Here is a 17,753-nt window from a genome sequence, read left to right as displayed (position 1 = left end):
TGCACATCTATGATTTAAATCAGGATACCCCGGAATTTGTGGAAACCAGAACCCTGCCCAAACCCGGCGGCGGGGATGCCAGATGGCATAACCTTGCCCGGACCATTAANGATTGCCACACNATNCTTGTGTCCGGTGNCGGGNAAACCCCCAAAAAAGTTCTGGGCNCCATGGGATTTACCATCCATGAAATCAACGGCATGATTGATCTTGTGCTGATGGCCATTAAGAAAGGTGAGTCGTTAGATCATCTGATTGTCCGGGCTCAGACCGCTTGCGGGGAGTGCCGGGGAACCGGAACCGGCTGCATGTAACCCTTGTTTGAACGAATCGTCACCCACCTGCGGCGTTGCAATAAAATTTGCAATCCTCACAACCTTCAAGGTTGCTCCGGTTACAAATTTTATTGCGCCTTGCATCTGGGCAACGCTTCGTCCAAACGCCAACCACCGAATAAAAAATTGTTTATCAACCAAATAAAAGAATAAAATTTTAAAGGAGAAAAAAATGAACAAGCCCGAAAAACACATCCTCGTATGCTCAAGCTTTCGTCCCAGTGGAGAACCCAAAGGCAAGTGCCACAGAAAAGGGTCCGGAGATTTTTTAGCCTACATTGAAAATGAAGTGATTGACAGAGGGCTGGAAGAGGTGCTGGTCTCTTCCACCTGCTGCCTGAAACAGTGCGATGACGGCCCNGTCATGGTGATCTATCCGGATAATATCTGGTATGGCCATGTGGAAAACGAAGAGGCCATTGACGCTATTTTGGATGCCATGGAAGACGGCGAGATCGCAGAGGATTACGTACTGTAATGAAGACCCATGATCTGCGGGTTTGGATGGTGGACACCACCCTTCGGGACGGGGAACAGGCCCCGGGTGTCTTTTTTCGGCCTCTGGAAAAATTGACCATTGCGCGTCAGCTTGCCGAATGCGGCGTTGACGAGATTGAAGTGGGCATCCCTGCCATGGGTGAGTTTGCATGCCGGGAAATCGAAGCCATTGCCCAGTTGAACCTGCCCAGCATGCTCACCTGCTGGTGCAGGGCGGTCAAAAAAGATATTGAACTGGCCATTGGCTGCAACACCCCCGGGGTACACATCAGTTTTCCTACCTCGTCCATCCTGCTCAAGACCTTTGAAAAAAACGAGGCATGGGTGCTTGAGACCCTGGATGACACCGTACGGTTCGCCAGACAATATTTTGACCAGGTCTCCGTGGGCGCCCAGGACGCCACCCGCACGGACATGGGTTTTCTTTTGCGGTTCTGCCAGGCCTCCATGGAATTGGGTGTCCACCGGGTGCGCCTTGCCGATACCGTGGGCATGATCACCCCGTCCGCACTCATGGATATGATCGAGACCCTCTTAATCCGGCTGCCCGGCCTGGCCCTGGAATTTCACGGACACAACGATCTTGGCATGGCTACAGCCAATGCCGTGTCTGCCGTGGATGCCGGCGCCAAGGCCATCAGTGTCACAGTGAACGGACTTGGGGAACGGGCAGGCAATGCCCCCCTTGAAGAGACTTCCATGGCCCTGTTCGGTATCGGCGCAAAAAAAAGCAANATGCGCCTGTCCGGGCTAACCGGGCTGTGCAATACCGTGGCAACATATTCCGGGCAGCAGATCCATGCGGCCAAACCCATTGTGGGATCACGGATATTTTCTCATGAGTCCGGGATCCACTGTGCCGGTCTGTTGAAAAATACACAGTCCTATGAATTATATGATCCCAANCAGGTGGGCCGGCACAACCCAAGACAGATGGTTTTAGGNGTGCACTCCGGCTCGGCCGCCATAAAACATGCCCTGGCCCACCGCAATATTAATATTGATGCCGATGCCGCCCAAAGATTACTGCCCCAGGTCCGGGCCGCGGCCGCTGCACTAAACAAGCCCGTATCCCCGGAACTGCTTGAGTCCATCTATCGCAGAACAATGTGTGCTACGTAATTTTAACCATGGGGCAAGAGAGTCATCGAATCTCAGTGGCGTTCATTCCCCTTTTTTGTATAAAACCGCGTTCCGATTCCCAGAGAACCTTTCAGTCTATAACTTTTTAGCCTCCCAAATCCCGGCAGTTGAGTATTGGAATTTTTTTTTATATAGTGGTCAAAGATCGACGCGACATTTTCCCGATCTGTTCCCATTGACCACCATGGAAGAAAGAAAAAAACGAACGAAAAGTAAGTTGACTGGACCTTCACCCGGCCTTGATTCTAATTCAAACAAAGGATAAGGAATATGCCAGGTAAAAAAATACCGCTGAAAGAAGTCAGGAACAACAAGCTAAAAAACGCCATTGTTTTCCTTATCTTTTTGAGTTACAGCCACAAAGACACCCCATGAATGGAGCGGCTGGTCACCATGATGAAACCTTACCTGAGGGAGGCGGACCAGGAATTGGTGCTCTGGGTGTATCTGTCCCATGCATTATATGAGGAAACAGGCATCAAAAATTTCCAGGCAGCCCACAATCCCTCAACACCGTTATCGGCTCTGGAAGATCATGAAATTGACGGCGTTTTAAAAAAGGTTGCCGTTAAAATCAAGGAAGCTGCCCTAACCACATCTTAATGCCAAAAGGAAAAACAATGTATACCCCTAAACCCGTTGACACCTCAAAAATAAAACTGCCGGATGATTTAAACACGCTGGTGGAGATGCTGGCGGAAAACAATCATGACACCTGGGCTGAACAGCGCATGCGTGAAGGATGGCGGTTCGGCTCTAAACGGGATGATGCGCATAAAACCCATCCGGACCTTGTTCCTTATAACGATCTGCCGGAATCGGAAAAAGAATATGACCGTAAAATGGCGGTTGAGACCATAAAAGTGATTCTGCTGTCCGGATACCGGGTCGAAAAATTGTGAGAATTTCCCCGTTATTTCCGCCAGTGACGAGTTTTATTTTCGTTTATTTTCGGCGTTTTTATTTTTTTTTACTTGACAAATAACAAGTTCTTGTTCTAACTGAAAAAACGGCAATTTTAATTCTCTATTCTGTCTGGGAGGATGCTGACAAAAATCATTACGCTCGAATGAAAAAACGAATTTAAGTTATCTTCACAGCAATCATTATAAATGCCTTATCAATGTTCCCGTGCCAAGGCGATATGGACAAAGATGATGATGATGTAGACAGTAAGGGTCTGCATCACGACTAAACAATTTATCTCAGACTTCGGCAGGAATCATTACCCCCTGAAAGGGCCAATGATTCTTAACAATACACTTTTTTTCTTCAAATATAGGAGATCACATGAAAGATGTTATTTTGCATGCTTTTAACTGGAAGTATAGAGATATCATTGGCCGTTTAGACGAAATTTCAGATAGTGGTTTCGGCGCTGTTTTGATAGCACCACCCCTTTACAGCAACCCTGATGGACGCGACTGGTGGCAGCGATACCAGCCCAAAGATTACAGGATTCTTTTATCTTACTTGGGTGATAAGCCGGACCTTGAAGAACTGATTGACACAGCCCACGGCAAAGGCCTCAGGATCTATGCGGATATTGTCTTGAACCATATGGCCAATGAAGCAAGGGACTCTTCGGAAAAACTGAATTTTCCGGGAAAAACGGAACTGACTAAATACGCCTCAGATCGTGAAAAGTATGAAGCGAACAGGGTGTATGGTGATCTGAATCATGGATTGTTTTCAAAATGGGATTTCAATGACCAGGTAAACATCGTTGACTGGAAGAACCGTTACGATGTGCAGTATCGGCAACTGAGCAATCTGCCGGATTTAAGGGACAACCACTGGGTATTAAAACAGCAGCGGGAACTCTTTTATGCCCTTAACCGGATGGGATTTGACGGGTTCAGGCTCGATGCCATCAAACATTTGAACGAACGTCAGATAGACAATATTGCAGACCAGCATTTTCTCCAGAAATCTTTCTTGTTCGGTGAAGTTCTCACAACCAATGAAACTGAAGTCGATGTCTTTATGAAGCCCTATCTGTCAGAAACCCATATATCTGCCTATGATTTCCCTCTCCAGGAGCAGATCAGAAAGGCGTTTGGTTATGGCGATTCGCTTAAGCGTCTTATCAATCCCTTTGCTTATGGGAAATGCCTGCACTGGTCACGCGCAGTAACATTTACGGTTAACCATGATCTGCCTCTCAATGAGGACTTTCGGTCCCTGATGCTTGACCATCAGGATGAGTTTCTGGCCAATGTATACATCATGGCAAGGGATGGTGGTGTCCCGCTGGTATATTCAGACAATAATGAAAGTCTGGAGGAAAACGGTGACGGAAAATCTCACCCTGAGGACAGGGACAGGTGGGCCAATGCCTATAAGAGAGCGGATATCAGGGCCATGATCGAATTCCACAATGCAGTTGCGGGAAAGCCCATGGCCATGCTCTATGAACACGACGATTATCTTGTCTTCAGGCGAGGCAGCAAAGGTATCGTTGCGATTAACAAGAGCGACCAATGGGTTCATGCTGATATCTGGCTGTACGGAATCAAAAATCCTTCCAAATTTAAAGAACTGATCCATGGGTATCATATGGAACTTCATGGCCAGGAGCGGTTGAATTTAGCCATATCCCCACGATCCGCACAGATATGGCTGGCGCAGAGTGCTGCTGCCTGACACTCATGATTACAGCATCTGATATTTTATCAAAGATGGGTTAGGTTGACTTAAATTTTTATGGGCAGTCCCATCTTTTTTAGACGGCTGTCCCTGCACGGCCACAGGCATAACATCGACTATATGCCTTATTTTTCCACCAAGGGGGATAAATTATGACAATAGAGGGGGAGGGGACGGGCAAGGATGTGGTCAGAATTGTAATCTATTCGTGGTCTGATCCGTTATTGTATTGGAAAAAGGCATAAGTGTTGACACTTTTTATCTGCTCTGATAAATTTTTTTAATCTCAAAAAATAAAATTAAACGCTTCAAAATCACTACGAAATGAGGATTTTATGGTTCAAGATTATGATGATGATATTATTGAACTGACAGACGTGATCACCGAAGAATCATCCCCAAAAGACCAGGACGTCATTGAACTGACCCAGCAAAGCTCTGATCGGGAAGCGTTGCCTTCCGATGATATTTTGTTGGGCCGAACAGACAGTGAAAATATGGCCCCGTCACTGGACCAGGGCGACATAGAAGCTGTCCTTGAAAAAATTATAGAGAAGAAGTTTGCCGGAATTATTGAAAAAATCCTTTTTGAAGTCACAGAAAAAGTGATCAAACGTGAAATTGAAGATATTAAAGCAGGACTTAAAAAAGATCTTGATGATATTGGTTAAATCTGATTTAAGATTGACTTAATTTTTAAAAATTTTTATTAACGTGCCGGGGATTGATTCAATCCCCTTTTTTCATTGACTGGTCTTGAACTGCTTTACTTTGTAAAACACGTTGCGGTTCACGACAACACACGACACGGCCCCTAATAATTAGGAGGGGCTGTTACATTAAAAGGGTTTGAGGAGTTGAATTATGTGTTCGGATTCTCTGGACAAAGGATATTCACCAAAAGAGATTGAAGAGAAATGGTATTCATTCTGGCTTGAAAACGGTTTTTTCAAAGCCGAAGACAAAAGTGACAGAACCCCCTTTTCAATTGTGATTCCACCGCCTAACGTCACCGGCGTGCTTCATATGGGTCATGCGCTGAACAACGTGATCCAGGACATCATGTGCAGGTACAGAAGGCTTTTGGGGCAGAATGTTCTGTGGATGCCGGGAACTGATCATGCCGGAATCGCCACCCAGAATGTGGTGGAACGAAAACTTGCTGCCGAAGGCAAAAACCGTGATCAAGTCGGCCGGGAAGCCTTTATTGAGGAAGTATGGAAATGGCGGGAAAAATCGGGTGGTGCCATCATCAATCAGCTCAAACGTCTTGGTGCATCCTGTGACTGGGACCGGGAACGCTTTACCATGGATGAAGGGCTGTCCGAGGCTGTCCGCAAGGTGTTTGTCCGTCTGTACAAAGAGGGCCTGATCTATGAAGACCAGTACATAATTAACTGGTGTCCCAGATGTATGACCGCCCTTGCCGATCTTGAGGTGGAATACGAAGAAAAGGACGGTTACCTCTATTATATCCGTTACCCGTTCAAAGGCAGCCAGAAAAAAGGGCTGACCGTTGCCACCACCCGGCCTGAAACCCTGTTCGGGGATATGGCTGTGGCCGTTAACCCTGAAGACGAACGGTTCAAGAACCTTGAAGAAACAGAAGTTCAGTTGCCCCTGACCGACCGGGCAATTCCAATTATCCGGGATGAATACGTGGATACCCAGTTTGGTACCGGTGCCCTGAAAGTCACCCCGGCCCATGATCCCAATGATTTTCACCTGGGTGAAAAACACGACCTGAAGAAATTAAAGGTCATTGATGATGCAGGCGTAATGATGGAAGGGGCAGGGCGTTTTGCCGGCCTTGACCGGTTTGAATGCCGCAAAAAAGCAGTCCAAGCTCTTGAAGAGCTGGGATTGCTTGAGAAAAAAGAACCTTTGAAACACAGTGTTGGTAATTGTTACCGCTGCCACACGGATGTTGAGCCGTCCATTTCCAAACAATGGTTTGTCAAGGTAGGGCCTTTGGCTGAAAAAGCAGCCCAGGCCGTGCGGGACGGCAGGACCAGAATTATTCCTGATAATTGGTCAAAAACCTATTTTGAATGGATGGACAATATCAGGGACTGGTGCATATCCCGCCAGATCTGGTGGGGACACCGCATCCCTGTATGGAAATGCCCGGAATGCAAGGCCGTTATTGTTGAAGAGACTGATCCTGATAAATGCCCCAAGTGCGGCTGCAAAGAGATTGTCCAGGAAACCGATGTTCTTGACACCTGGTTTTCTTCGGCCCTTTGGCCCTTTTCCACCATGGGCTGGCCTGAAAATACGGATCTTTTGAAAACCTTTTATCCGACCAATGTCCTGGTTACAGGGTTTGATATTCTGTTTTTCTGGGTTGCCAGAATGATGATGATGGGCATCCATTTCATGGACAATGAAATTCCGTTCAAAGATGTGTATATCCATGCCCTGGTCAGGGATGAGCATGGCAAAAAGATGTCCAAGTCCAAGGGCAATGTTATTGATCCCCTCAAGGTGATTGATGAATACGGTGCTGATGCCTTCAGATTTACGCTGGCCGCCTTTGCCGCCCAGGGCAGGGACGTTAAAATGTCCGAATCCAGGGTGGAAGGGTACAGGAATTTTGTTAACAAGCTGTGGAATGCTGCCAGATTCACCCTGATGCACATTACGGAAAAAGACGCACTCACAGATGATCTTGACCTGACCTTGACCGACCGTTGGATTTTGTCCAGATGCGCTGAAACGTCTTTGGCCGTAAAACAGGGAATTGAAGAATACCGGTTCAATGAAGCGGCGTCTGCGGTTTACCAGTTTGTATGGCATGAGTTCTGCGACTGGTATCTGGAAGCTGCCAAACCTGCTTTGTATGAAAAGTTAGGGGCTGACCAGCGTGACGCTGCCCGTGGTGTTCTGGCAAAAGTGCTTGAAGATATTATCATCATGCTGCATCCTTTCATGCCTTTTGTTACCGAAGAAATTTACAATATTCTTCCGGGTACAAGCGGCTCTGTGATGAAGGCTGCGTTTCCATATAATGACGATGAATTCAAAAAATTCAAAAATTCTTCCTGCGAAAAAGAGATGGAATTTATGTTCTCTTTGATCTCCGGTATCCGCAACATCAGATCCGAGATGAACATCCAGCCCTCCACCAGGGTTAAGGTGCTGGCCACCACGGAAGAGAATTCGGAAAAATTGCTGATTGCCGAAAATAAATCCGTGATCATCAATCTTGCTACCCTTGAGAATCTCTCTTTTTGCGAAGCAGACAATCCGCCTGAATCCTCTGCCACTACGGTTTCAGGTGCAACCACCTGCTATGTATGCCTTGAAGGTGTAATTGATTTTGATAAGGAAATCAGCCGTCTTGAAAAAGAGCTGGAAAAAAATACCAAAGAGTTGAACGGTATCCAGAAAAGGCTTAATAATGACAGTTTCCTTGAAAAAGCCCCGGAAGATGTTATTGAAAAGGTCAGGGCACAACATGAAGAACTCAAAGAGAAGCAGGATAAGATTACGGTGAACCTGGATCGGGTTAAAAATCTGAAACAGGACTAATATACATATGGACATGACAGAACAGATTATCCGGCTTGCACTTTTTGAAGACACCTGTCTTGGGGATGTGACCACGGAAAGTATTTTCCTGCATCCCCAGGAAAAAACCGCTGTTATTGTTGCAAAACAGGACTTTATCCTGGCAGGAACGGATGTGGCAAAAAAGGTGTTCCATGCCGTAGATCCTTCCATGGCGTGCAAGATTCATTTTAATGATTCAAACGCCATTAAAAAAGGTGACGTGATCTTTACCATCACCGGAGACATCCGCGCTCTTTTGACAGCCGAACGTGTGGCGTTAAATTTTTTGCAGCGGCTCTCCGGTATTGCAACCTTGACACGACAATTTGTCAATGCTCTGGATAACCCAAAAGTCAGGCTGGTGGATACAAGAAAAACAACCCCGGGATGGCGTAAAATTGAAAAAGATGCTGTCAGGGCAGGGGGCGGATTTAATCATAGATTTGCCCTTTATGACGGCATTCTGATCAAGGACAACCATATTGCGGCCGCCGGTTCCATTGCAGCGGCCGTCTCCCGTGTCCGGGCAAGGGCGTCCCATTTGATGAAGGTGGAAGTGGAAGTTTCGGATCTAGCCCAGGTGCAGCAGGCCCTTGATGCCCAAGCGGATGTGATCATGCTGGACAACATGGACATCAATACCATGGCCAAAGCCGTGGCGTTGATCAAAAAGCGGGCCGTGGTTGAAGCTTCAGGTAATGTCAGTTTGCAGACGTTAAACGCCATTGCCGGCACCGGCGTGGATGTTATTTCCTGCGGTGCGCTCACCCATCAGGCTGTTTCTGTTGATCTAAGCATGCGGATTGCTGAAGATTAGGGGGCTGGAGCTACGGTTAACCGGTTGCGGCCGTTTTCCTTGGAGAGATACAATGCCTTATCCGTACGTTTGATAAATGAGGTAAAGTCTTCACCATTTACAATCTGTGCCGCCCCTATGCTTACGGTTACAGATGTTTGCACACTTTTTTTCGGTGTGAATATTGCTTTTCGAACATTGTCCATAATGCGGTTACCCACCAGACAGGCTTCATTTAACTCTGTTTCGGGTAAAAGCACGGCAAATTCCTCACCGCCGTAACGGTAGGCAGAGTCCATACTGCGCAGACAGGAGGAGATGATCATGCCCATACTCATGAGCACCTTGTCTCCTTCAAGGTGTCCCCATGTATCATTGTATTTTTTAAAAAAATCGATATCCAGCATCAACAGGGATAAGTTTCGGGAATAGCGTTGGAAACGTTCAACCTCCTGCTTGATTTCATGAAAAAACTGCCGAGAATTGAACAAACCTGTTAACCCGTCGGTTATGGCCAGCTGCTTCATATCTTCCAGCAGCTTATCCCTTTCCCTTTTAAATGCAGCTTCCCGGAGCATGCGTTTGATTCTTAAGTCCAGTTCTTCAAAGCGAAACGGCTTGAAGATGAAATCACTGGCCCCGGCATTAATAGCCTCTTCATAGGAATAATCAGCAGAATATCCGGTCATGACCATGACATCAATGTCGTACTTTTCCCTGATCAATCGGGTCAGTTCAAGTCCGTCCATTCCTTGCATCATGATATCCGTTACAACAATATCGGGCTGAAACGTCTTTAGAATGTCAACGGCCTGGAATGCATTTCCAGCACTTTTGACTTCATAGGCCATTAATGTTAAAAATTCTTCTACTGATTCCTTAATTGCTATATCATCATCAACAATGAGGATGGCATGGGCCATTAGCTTCTCCGATACAATCCAATACAACAATACAAATAGAACTCCTTGAGCAGCGGCTTTTCTTGACACTATAAAATACAATTGATAAATGTATAGCCTTATTATGATTGATACAGCTTTTTTGTCAACTCTTAGTTTGGAGTCTAATTGAAATACGATCACCTGAATATTAGAAATTTTTCTATTATTGCGCACATTGACCATGGCAAATCCACTCTGTCTGACCGGCTGATACAACTATCCGGTATTATAGAAGATCGAGATATGAAAGAGCAGATCCTGGATTCCATGGATATTGAGCGGGAAAGGGGAATTACCATAAAATCCCAGACCGTGTCCCTGCCTTATACGGCTCCGGACGGCAGCAACTATCTGCTGAATCTCATTGATACACCGGGGCATGTGGATTTTTCCTATGAAGTATCAAGGGCTCTTGCCTCCTGTGAAGGCGCTTTGATACTGGCTGACGCATCCCAAGGGGTAGAGGCCCAGACCCTTGCCAACCTCTACCTGGCCATGGAGCATAACCTTGAGATTCTTCCGATCATCAATAAAATTGACCTGCCCTCGGCTGAGATCGAATGGGTCAAAAATCAGATTGACGAAGACTTAGGGCTTGACAGTGAGCAGGCGCTTCTTGTGTCCGCAAAAGCAGGAACTGGTGTTGATAAAATTTTTCAGACCATTGTTGATAAAATACCCGGGCCCACGGTGGAAAATACCGGGGCATTCAAGGCGTTGATATTTGATTCTCATTATGATGCGTTCCGAGGTGTTATCATTCATTTCAGGATATTTGAAGGCAGTATCAAAAAAGGGGACCGAATACAATTCATGTCCAATAATGCGACCTACAAAGTCGAAGAAGTGGGACTGTTTCAGATCAAACGTAACCACCAACCCAGTCTTGAGGCCGGCCAGGTGGGGTATGTCATTGCAGGGATAAAGCTGATTTCAGATGTTAAAATCGGTGATACGGTGACCATGCCGGATAAAAGATGCGATAAAGCACTTGGCGGTTTCAGGGAACCTACGCCCGTGGTGTTCTCTTCCATGTATCCGGTGGCATCCGACGATTATGCGGAATTGACCGAAGCGCTGGAAAAACTCAAACTCAATGATGCTGCCCTGATTTATGAAAAGGATTCATCTGCCGCACTGGGGTTCGGATACCGCTGTGGATTTCTGGGGCTTTTACACCTTGAAGTGGTTCAGGAACGCCTTGAGCGGGAGTATGATGTTTCACTGATTTTAACCTCGCCTTCGGTGCAGTATGAAGTCACCTATGTGTCCGGGGAAGTTAAGATCATTGACAACCCAACCGAATATCCTGATCCCACGGAAATCAAATGTGTCAGGGAACCCATTATCAAAGCCTCCATTATTGTACCGGATAAATATATGGGTAATGTCATGCAGGTCTGCCATGAGTTTCGCGGAGAGAGCACCAATTATCAGTATTTGACTTCAAATCGTATGGAAATGAAATTTACCCTGCCTTTGGCCGAGGTGGTCTATGAGTTTTATGACCGCCTTAAAAGTGTGACCCAGGGCTATGGCTCCTTTGATTATGAAATTGCAGGCTACCAGGAAACAAATCTTGTAAAGCTGGATTTTTTGATCAACGGCGAACGGGTTGATGCCCTTTCCATGCTGATTCACCGGGACAAGGCAGAGACCAAGGCCAGAGCTGCCTGCAAAAAGCTGCGTGAAGAAATCCCAAGACAGCAGTTTAAAATACCCATCCAGGGCGCCATTGGCGGCAAAATCATTGCAAGGGAAACCATTTCCGCCTATCGCAAAGATGTTACCGCCAAATGTTATGGCGGTGATATTTCAAGAAAGCGCAAGCTTTTGGAAAAACAGAAAAAAGGCAAAAAAAGAATGAAGATGGTGGGGTCTGTGGAGATCCCGCAGTCAGCGTTCCTGTCTGTGTTGAAGTCTGATTAAATTTGAGGCGCTGTAAAAAATTTTATAAAAACCCCCCTGCCTATTAAAAGCCAGGGGGGTTTTCATTGAACAACAATGCCTACGCTGTTGATTCGGCTTTCTTTGCTTCACTTTTGTGGTCCAGCGACAGTTTATACTGAAAACTGTCAGCCAGCGCCTGCCATGAGGCTTCGATAATATCTTCGGAAACACCAACGGTTGAAAAGATATTGTCCGTATCCCGGGACTCTATCAATACCCTGACCCTGGCATCGGTGCCGTCGGACCCGTCAATAACACGAACCTTGAAATCCACCAGATGAAGATCCTTAACTCCGGGATACATGGCTGCCAATGCCTTTCTTAGGGCATTATCAAGGGCAGAGACCGGGCCTTCGCCTTCGGCTGAGGTGATTTCAGTTTTGTCCCCAACCCGGATCTTGATCATGGCATGGGAATAACAGGGCCGCTCCTTGTCCTTTTCCACCACCACCCTGAAGGATTCCAGGTCAAAATGGGACTGATACTGCTCGGTGAGTCTTTCCATAATCAGCTTCAAAGAGCCTTCGGCCGTATCAAACTCATACCCGAAATTTTCCATCTCCTTGATGTTGTTGACAATTAATGATTTTTTGGATTCGTCATTGCCCAGATCGACTCCAAGCTCCTTGGCCTTGTAAGCGATGTTGCTTTTGCCGGACTGCTCGGAGACCAGAACCCTGCGGCGGTTGCCCACAAGTTCAGGAGTCATGTGCTCATAGGCTTTGGGGTTTTTCATGATGGCCGATACATGGACCCCGCCTTTATGAGTGAACGCAGACCGTCCTACAAAAGGTCGTGACGCCACAGGCGGCATATTAGCTGTCTCAGATACGAATCTGGACAGCGCCCGCAGCTTGGCTAGGTTATCTTCACTGATACAATCCCTGTTCATCTTAAGGGCCAGGATGGGGATAATCGCCGTGAGATCGGCATTGCCGCAACGTTCCCCATATCCGTTCACCGTGCCCTGCACCATGGTCACGCCTGCATGAACCGCATTGATGGTGTTGGCAACACCCATGGCACAATCATTATGGGTATGCACCCCGAAAATCACATCATCAAAATCCTTGAAATGGGCCATGGTTTCCCGGGTGATGGTGTCGATATCACAGGGAAGGCTGCCGCCGTTGGTGTCGCAGAGCACCAAGCAACGGGTTCCTCCTTCTACCGCCGCTTCCAGGGTTTCCAGCGCAAATTCGGCATTGGCTTTATATCCGTCATAATAATGTTCAGCATCATAGAGCACTTCACGGCCCTGGGCCTTAAGATAGGCTACGCTTTGGGTGATCATGGCCAGGTTTTCTTCCCGGGTGTTATTCATGATGTCTGTGACATGCAGGTCCCAGGATTTGCCGAAAATCGTTACCACAGGTGCACCTGAAGCGATCAGCGCCTTGATGTTGCCGTCTTCTTCACAGGTTGATTTTTGTCTTCTCGTGGATCCGAAGGCGCAGATTTTGGCCTGTTTGAACGCTTTGTCCCTGACCAGGTCAAAAAAAGCCTGGGCTCCGGGATTAGATCCGGGCCACCCCCCTTCAATGTAGTGGATGCCGGCATCATCCAGGCGCATGGCGATTTTAAGCTTATCCTCGGGGGAGAAGAATATGTTCTCCCCCTGCATCCCGTCACGTAAAGTGGTGTCGTAAAGCAAGGCATTTTTCTTTGCTTTTACTGCATTCATTTTCCGTTCTCCCTGCCAAGGGCTATGGTGCCGGTGGAGGCAATCTCAATAATGCCCATGGGCTTCATCAGCTCAATAAAGGCTTTGATTTTGCCCGAATCACCCGACACTTCCACAATAAAGTGCGAAGCACCCACATCAACGATCCTGGATCTGAAAATATCAACAATACGCATAATTTCAGCCCGTTTTTCGGTTTTTGCATGGACCTTGACCAGGACAAGCTCACGCTCCACATATTGTTTTTCGGTTAAATCATTAACGGTGATGACATTGATCAGTTTGTGCAGTTGCTTTTTGATCTGTTCAATGATGTGTTCGTCACAGAAGGTGGCTATGGTGACCACTGAGACGTCCGGCTCGGCTGTTTTTGCAACGCTTAAGGAGTCAATGTTAAACCCGCGGCCGGAGAACAGGCCTGCAATCCGGGATAGAACCCCCGGTTCATTATCCACAAGAATTGATAATACATATCTGTTGGTTTTCATATCAAATTTCCTTTTTAAACCAGAAGCATGTCAGTGATGGCCCCGCCTGCCGGAACCATGGGATAGACCGATTCTTCACGTTCCACAACAAACTCCATTATTACAGTGCCGGGTGTGTTCAAGCCTGTTTCAAGGGTCTGGGTCACTTTGGCCGGATCGTCACACCTGAAACCGGTTGCCCCGTAGGCTTCGGCAAGCTTCACAAAATCGGGCTGGGCCTCCATATTGGTGTCGGCATATACTTTGTCGTAGAAAAATTCCTGCCACTGGCGCACCATGCCAAGATAACGGTTGTTTAAGATAACGATTTTAACATCGAGCTTTTCAGCAACAGCCGTCATCAGCTCCTGGGAATTCATCTGGATTGATCCGTCCCCTGCAATGCAGACAACGGTTTTGTCCGGGGCCGCAGCCTTGGCACCGATGGCTGCGGGCAGGCCAAATCCCATAACACCCAGACCGCCGGATGTTATGAAATGGTTGGGCGCTTCAAAATGATAGTACTGGGCCGCCCACATTTGATTTTGCCCCACCTCTGTGGTCACAATGGCTTTGCCTTGGGTGGTCTCATACAATTTTTCAACCACATATTGCGGTTTGATGGTGTCAAAGGACTGGTCGTACTTTAAGGGTGTCAGCTCTTTCCATTCATTAATGCGCTTAAACCATGCATCCCGGTCGTTCATAAATTTTTCAGGCGCTTCTTTTTCCATAAGGGCCGCAATATCAGCCAGAGCCATTTTGCAATCCCCGACAATGGGGCAGTCTACATCAACATTTTTATGGATGGATGTGGGGTCAATGTCGATTTGAATGATTTTGGCATCCGGTGCAAATTTTTCAAGGTTGCCGGTTACCCGGTCATCAAACCTTACACCGGCCGCAAAAATCAGGTCGCTGTGGCCAATGCTCATATTGGCACGGTAGGTGCCGTGCATGCCCAGCATGCCAAGCCAATTCTCATCTGTTCCCGGAAAGGCACCAAGTCCCATCAGGGATGCAGTAACCGGGAGATTGGCAAATTTTGCAATCCGGGTAAACTCCTTGCTTGCCCCGGATGAGATGATGCCGCCGCCACCGAACATAACAGGCCGGCGGGCCTCTTTGAGCATCTTTACAGCCTTTGCCATCTGCTTTTTATTGGGTTTGTAGTTGGGTCTGTAGGTGCGCATTTTTATCGGTTCCGGCATTTGAAAATCAATCATAGCCTGGACAACATCCTTGGGCAGATCCACCAGCACCGGACCCGGGCGGCCGGACCCGGCAATGAAAAAGGCTTCCTGGATAATCTCCGCAAGCTTGTTTGGATCTTTGACCAGGTAGTTGTGTTTGGTGCAGGGGCGCGTAATACCCACAATGTCCACTTCCTGGAACGCATCGTTGCCGATAAGGCCTGTGGGCACCTGGCCTGTAAAAACTACGATGGGAATGGAATCGCAATGGGCTGAAGCCAGTCCCGTTACGGCATTTGTCGCACCGGGCCCCGAGGTGACCAGTGCGACGCCGGTGGTTTTATGCGCCCTTGCATAGGCATCGGCCATGTGAACGGCCCCCTGTTCGTGTCTGACCACGATATGGCGCAGGTCGTCATGTTTAAGAATTTCATCATGGATATCAATGGTGGCACCGCCGGGATACCCGAACATCGTATCAACGCCCTGCGCCTTTATCATCTTAATGAGGATTTGGGCCCCTGTAAGTTTCATTATCCGCTCCTTTATTTAAATATGGCGCCATTGCCGGCAGATGTCACCATCTTGGCATAACGGGCCATATAACCTTTTTTGATTTTGGGTTCGGGTTTTTTCCAGTCTGCTTTTCGCCGGGTCAGTTCATCTTCAGATACCATCAGTTCAATGGTTTTGTTCGGGATATCAATGCTGATTTGATCGCCTTCATGAACAAAGGCAATCAGGCCTCCCTGGGCAGCCTCCGGAGATACATGGCCGATGCTTGCGCCTTTGGTGCCACCGGAAAACCGGCCGTCTGTGATCAGGGCACACCGGTCATCAAGCCCCATGCCTGCAATGGCTGATGTGGGGGTAAGCATCTCGCGCATACCGGGGCCCCCGGCCGGCCCTTCATACCGGATCACGATGACATCGCCCGGATTGATCTGCCGTTCCATGATGGCGTTACTGGCATCTTCTTCGCAATCAAATACCCGTGCAGGCCCCTGGTGGGTCATCATCTCCGGCAGGACCGCAGACTGCTTAACCACACAGCCCTCGGGTGCAAGGTTGCCGAACAATACGGCAAGTCCGCCTTCCTTATGATAGGGATCGTTCACCGGCCTGATGACATCCGGGTATTTTACCTTAACTTTTTCAAGGTTCTCTTTAATGGTCTTACCCGTGGCAGTCAAAAGACTTGTGTCGATCATGTTGTTGTCACTGAGTTCCTTCATCACAGCCTGGATACCGCCTGCTGCATCAAGGTCTTCAATGTGGTCCTTTCCGCCGGGGCTTAAAGAGCACAAATGGGGGGTTTTTTTGCTGACTTCATTAATTAAATCCAGGGGAATGTCCACACCGGCTTCGCCGGCCACTGCTTTAAGATGCAGCACCGTGTTGGTGGAACAGCCTAAGGCCATATCCACGGCCAGGGCGTTCATAAAGGCTTGCCGGGTCATGATTTTGTCCGGGGTAATATCGTGCACCACCAGATTCATGATCTGCATACCAGCCGCTTTTGCCAGGCGTATCCGGCTGGACATGGGTGCCGGAATGGTGCCGTTGCCCGGCAGCCCCATGCCGATGGCCTCGGTGAGGCAGTTCATGGAGTTGGCTGTGAACATGCCCGCGCAGGACCCGCAGGTGGGGCAGGCCGCATTTTCCATTTCCAAAAGTTCTTCTTCTGTCATTTTGTCGCTTTGGACGGCACCCACAGCCTCAAATATGGTGATCAGGTCAATTTTCTTTGACCGGTCATGGGGGTGGCGTCCGGCCAGCATGGGGCCGCCGCTGACAAAAATGGACGGAATGTTAAGCCTTGCCGCAGCCATCAGCATGCCCGGCACAATTTTATCGCAATTGGGCACCATGACAATACCGTCAAAGGGGTGGGCTGTTGCCGTCACTTCAATGCTGTCGGCAATCAGCTCCCTTGATGCCAATGAATAGTGCATGCCGATATGATTCATGGCAACACCGTCACATACACCAATGGTGGAAAATTCCATGGGGGTGCCGCCGGCCATGGAGATACCGGCCTTGACGGCTTTGACAATGGAGTCCAGGTGCATGTGGCCCGGGATCAGTTCATTGGCGGAATTGGCAATCCCGATCAGGGGGCGGCTCAACTCCATATCGGTGTATCCTAACGCTTTGAGCAGGCCCCGGTGGGGTGCCCTTGCCACGCCCTGTGTTGCAATGCGGCTTCTTTTCATTTTTTAAAAAGTCTCCTAAAAGCAAAAAAGCCGTTACCTGCCCCCCTTGGGGCTGGTAACGGCTTTTTTTGATTAATCTTATTTAAGCCACTAATCGCCCCTTCGTCCGGAGGTGACAATAACCACCTCCACGATAATAAGGACCACTAGGCTGTTAATAATATTTGTTTTAATCATAATCTTTACTCTCAATTAAAAATATTAATTATATATAAATAACATTAATGTCAAGAAAAAATAAAACCTTCCCCAAATTAAATTTCCACCTGGCAAACAGCGATCAAATGAAACCAATTAGGGTTTGACATTCAAGCAGCCGGACA

At 47.8% G+C, this 17,753-nt stretch carries 14 protein-coding genes; 9 read left to right on the top strand and 5 right to left on the bottom strand.

What is annotated here, in order from left to right; all coding sequences use genetic code 11:
* Window positions 1-38 precede the first annotated feature (38 nt).
* The 8 genes from B147_RS0106035 to nadC all read left to right on the top strand — a co-directional run bounded on the left by B147_RS0106035 (window position 39) and on the right by nadC (window position 8,997).
* The gene (locus B147_RS0106035) at window positions 39-314 is read left to right on the top strand and encodes a NifB/NifX family molybdenum-iron cluster-binding protein (protein ID WP_425387010.1); all 276 of its coding nucleotides are present in this window, start codon (window positions 39-41) and stop codon (window positions 312-314) included.
* A 498-nt stretch (window positions 315-812) separates the two neighbouring features.
* Complete coding sequence (locus B147_RS0106025) at window positions 813-1,955, top strand: homocitrate synthase/isopropylmalate synthase family protein (protein WP_020586335.1); 1,143 nt, start codon at window positions 813-815, stop codon at window positions 1,953-1,955.
* 414 nt (window positions 1,956-2,369) lie between these two features.
* Window positions 2,370-2,579: a hypothetical protein gene (locus B147_RS0106015; protein ID WP_157237798.1), complete on the top strand. Its 210-nt coding sequence runs from the start codon at window positions 2,370-2,372 to the stop codon at window positions 2,577-2,579.
* A gap of 17 nt (window positions 2,580-2,596) precedes the next feature.
* Window positions 2,597-2,878, top strand: a complete 282-nt coding sequence (locus B147_RS0106010) for a RyR domain-containing protein (RefSeq protein WP_033396989.1) — start codon at window positions 2,597-2,599, stop codon at window positions 2,876-2,878.
* A 388-nt stretch (window positions 2,879-3,266) separates the two neighbouring features.
* Entirely contained in the window at window positions 3,267-4,622 is a 1,356-nt protein-coding gene (locus B147_RS0106005) for an alpha-amylase family glycosyl hydrolase (protein WP_020586331.1), read from the top strand.
* A 338-nt stretch (window positions 4,623-4,960) separates the two neighbouring features.
* Window positions 4,961-5,296: a hypothetical protein gene (locus B147_RS0105995; protein ID WP_020586329.1), complete on the top strand. Its 336-nt coding sequence runs from the start codon at window positions 4,961-4,963 to the stop codon at window positions 5,294-5,296.
* A 193-nt stretch (window positions 5,297-5,489) separates the two neighbouring features.
* On the top strand, window positions 5,490-8,159 hold the full coding sequence (locus B147_RS0105990) for a valine--tRNA ligase (protein WP_020586328.1): 2,670 nt from the start codon (window positions 5,490-5,492) through the stop codon (window positions 8,157-8,159).
* Between the two features lie 7 nt (window positions 8,160-8,166).
* Window positions 8,167-8,997, top strand: a complete 831-nt coding sequence (gene nadC, locus B147_RS0105985; RefSeq protein ID WP_020586327.1) for a carboxylating nicotinate-nucleotide diphosphorylase — start codon at window positions 8,167-8,169, stop codon at window positions 8,995-8,997.
* Here nadC and B147_RS0105980 read toward each other — a convergent pair.
* Window positions 8,994-9,899 (bottom strand): GGDEF domain-containing response regulator, encoded by a 906-nt coding sequence (locus B147_RS0105980; RefSeq protein WP_020586326.1) that lies wholly within the window; start codon window positions 9,897-9,899, stop codon window positions 8,994-8,996. The two genes, nadC and B147_RS0105980, sit on opposite strands and share 4 nt — an antisense overlap.
* Window positions 9,900-10,046: 147 nt before the next feature.
* On the opposite strand from B147_RS0105980, the gene lepA reads away from it, so the two are divergent.
* Window positions 10,047-11,849, top strand: a complete 1,803-nt coding sequence (gene lepA, locus B147_RS0105975; RefSeq protein WP_020586325.1) for a translation elongation factor 4 — start codon at window positions 10,047-10,049, stop codon at window positions 11,847-11,849.
* A gap of 79 nt (window positions 11,850-11,928) precedes the next feature.
* Here lepA and cimA read toward each other — a convergent pair whose 3' ends face one another.
* From cimA to ilvD, 4 genes are read right to left on the bottom strand one after another with little or no spacing between them, the layout of a single operon-like run.
* Window positions 11,929-13,554, bottom strand: a complete 1,626-nt coding sequence (gene cimA / locus B147_RS0105970) for a citramalate synthase (RefSeq protein ID WP_020586324.1) — start codon at window positions 13,552-13,554, stop codon at window positions 11,929-11,931.
* Window positions 13,551-14,042 carry an acetolactate synthase small subunit gene (ilvN, locus tag B147_RS0105965; protein ID WP_020586323.1) on the bottom strand — a complete coding sequence of 164 codons (492 nt, stop codon included), beginning with the start codon at window positions 14,040-14,042 and terminating at the stop codon, window positions 13,551-13,553. The genes cimA and ilvN overlap by 4 nt, the downstream gene beginning before the upstream one ends.
* Window positions 14,043-14,056: 14 nt before the next feature.
* The gene (ilvB, locus tag B147_RS0105960) at window positions 14,057-15,748 is read right to left on the bottom strand and encodes a biosynthetic-type acetolactate synthase large subunit (RefSeq protein WP_020586322.1); all 1,692 of its coding nucleotides are present in this window, start codon (window positions 15,746-15,748) and stop codon (window positions 14,057-14,059) included.
* Window positions 15,749-15,759: 11 nt separating this feature from the next.
* Complete coding sequence (ilvD, locus tag B147_RS0105955) at window positions 15,760-17,430, bottom strand: dihydroxy-acid dehydratase (protein WP_020586321.1); 1,671 nt, start codon at window positions 17,428-17,430, stop codon at window positions 15,760-15,762.
* Window positions 17,431-17,753 lie beyond the last annotated feature (323 nt).

Origin of the sequence: Desulfobacter curvatus DSM 3379, assembly GCF_000373985.1 — a bacterium.
GTDB lineage: Bacteria > Desulfobacterota > Desulfobacteria > Desulfobacterales > Desulfobacteraceae > Desulfobacter > Desulfobacter curvatus.
This window is presented reverse-complemented; position numbering and strand designations above follow the sequence as displayed.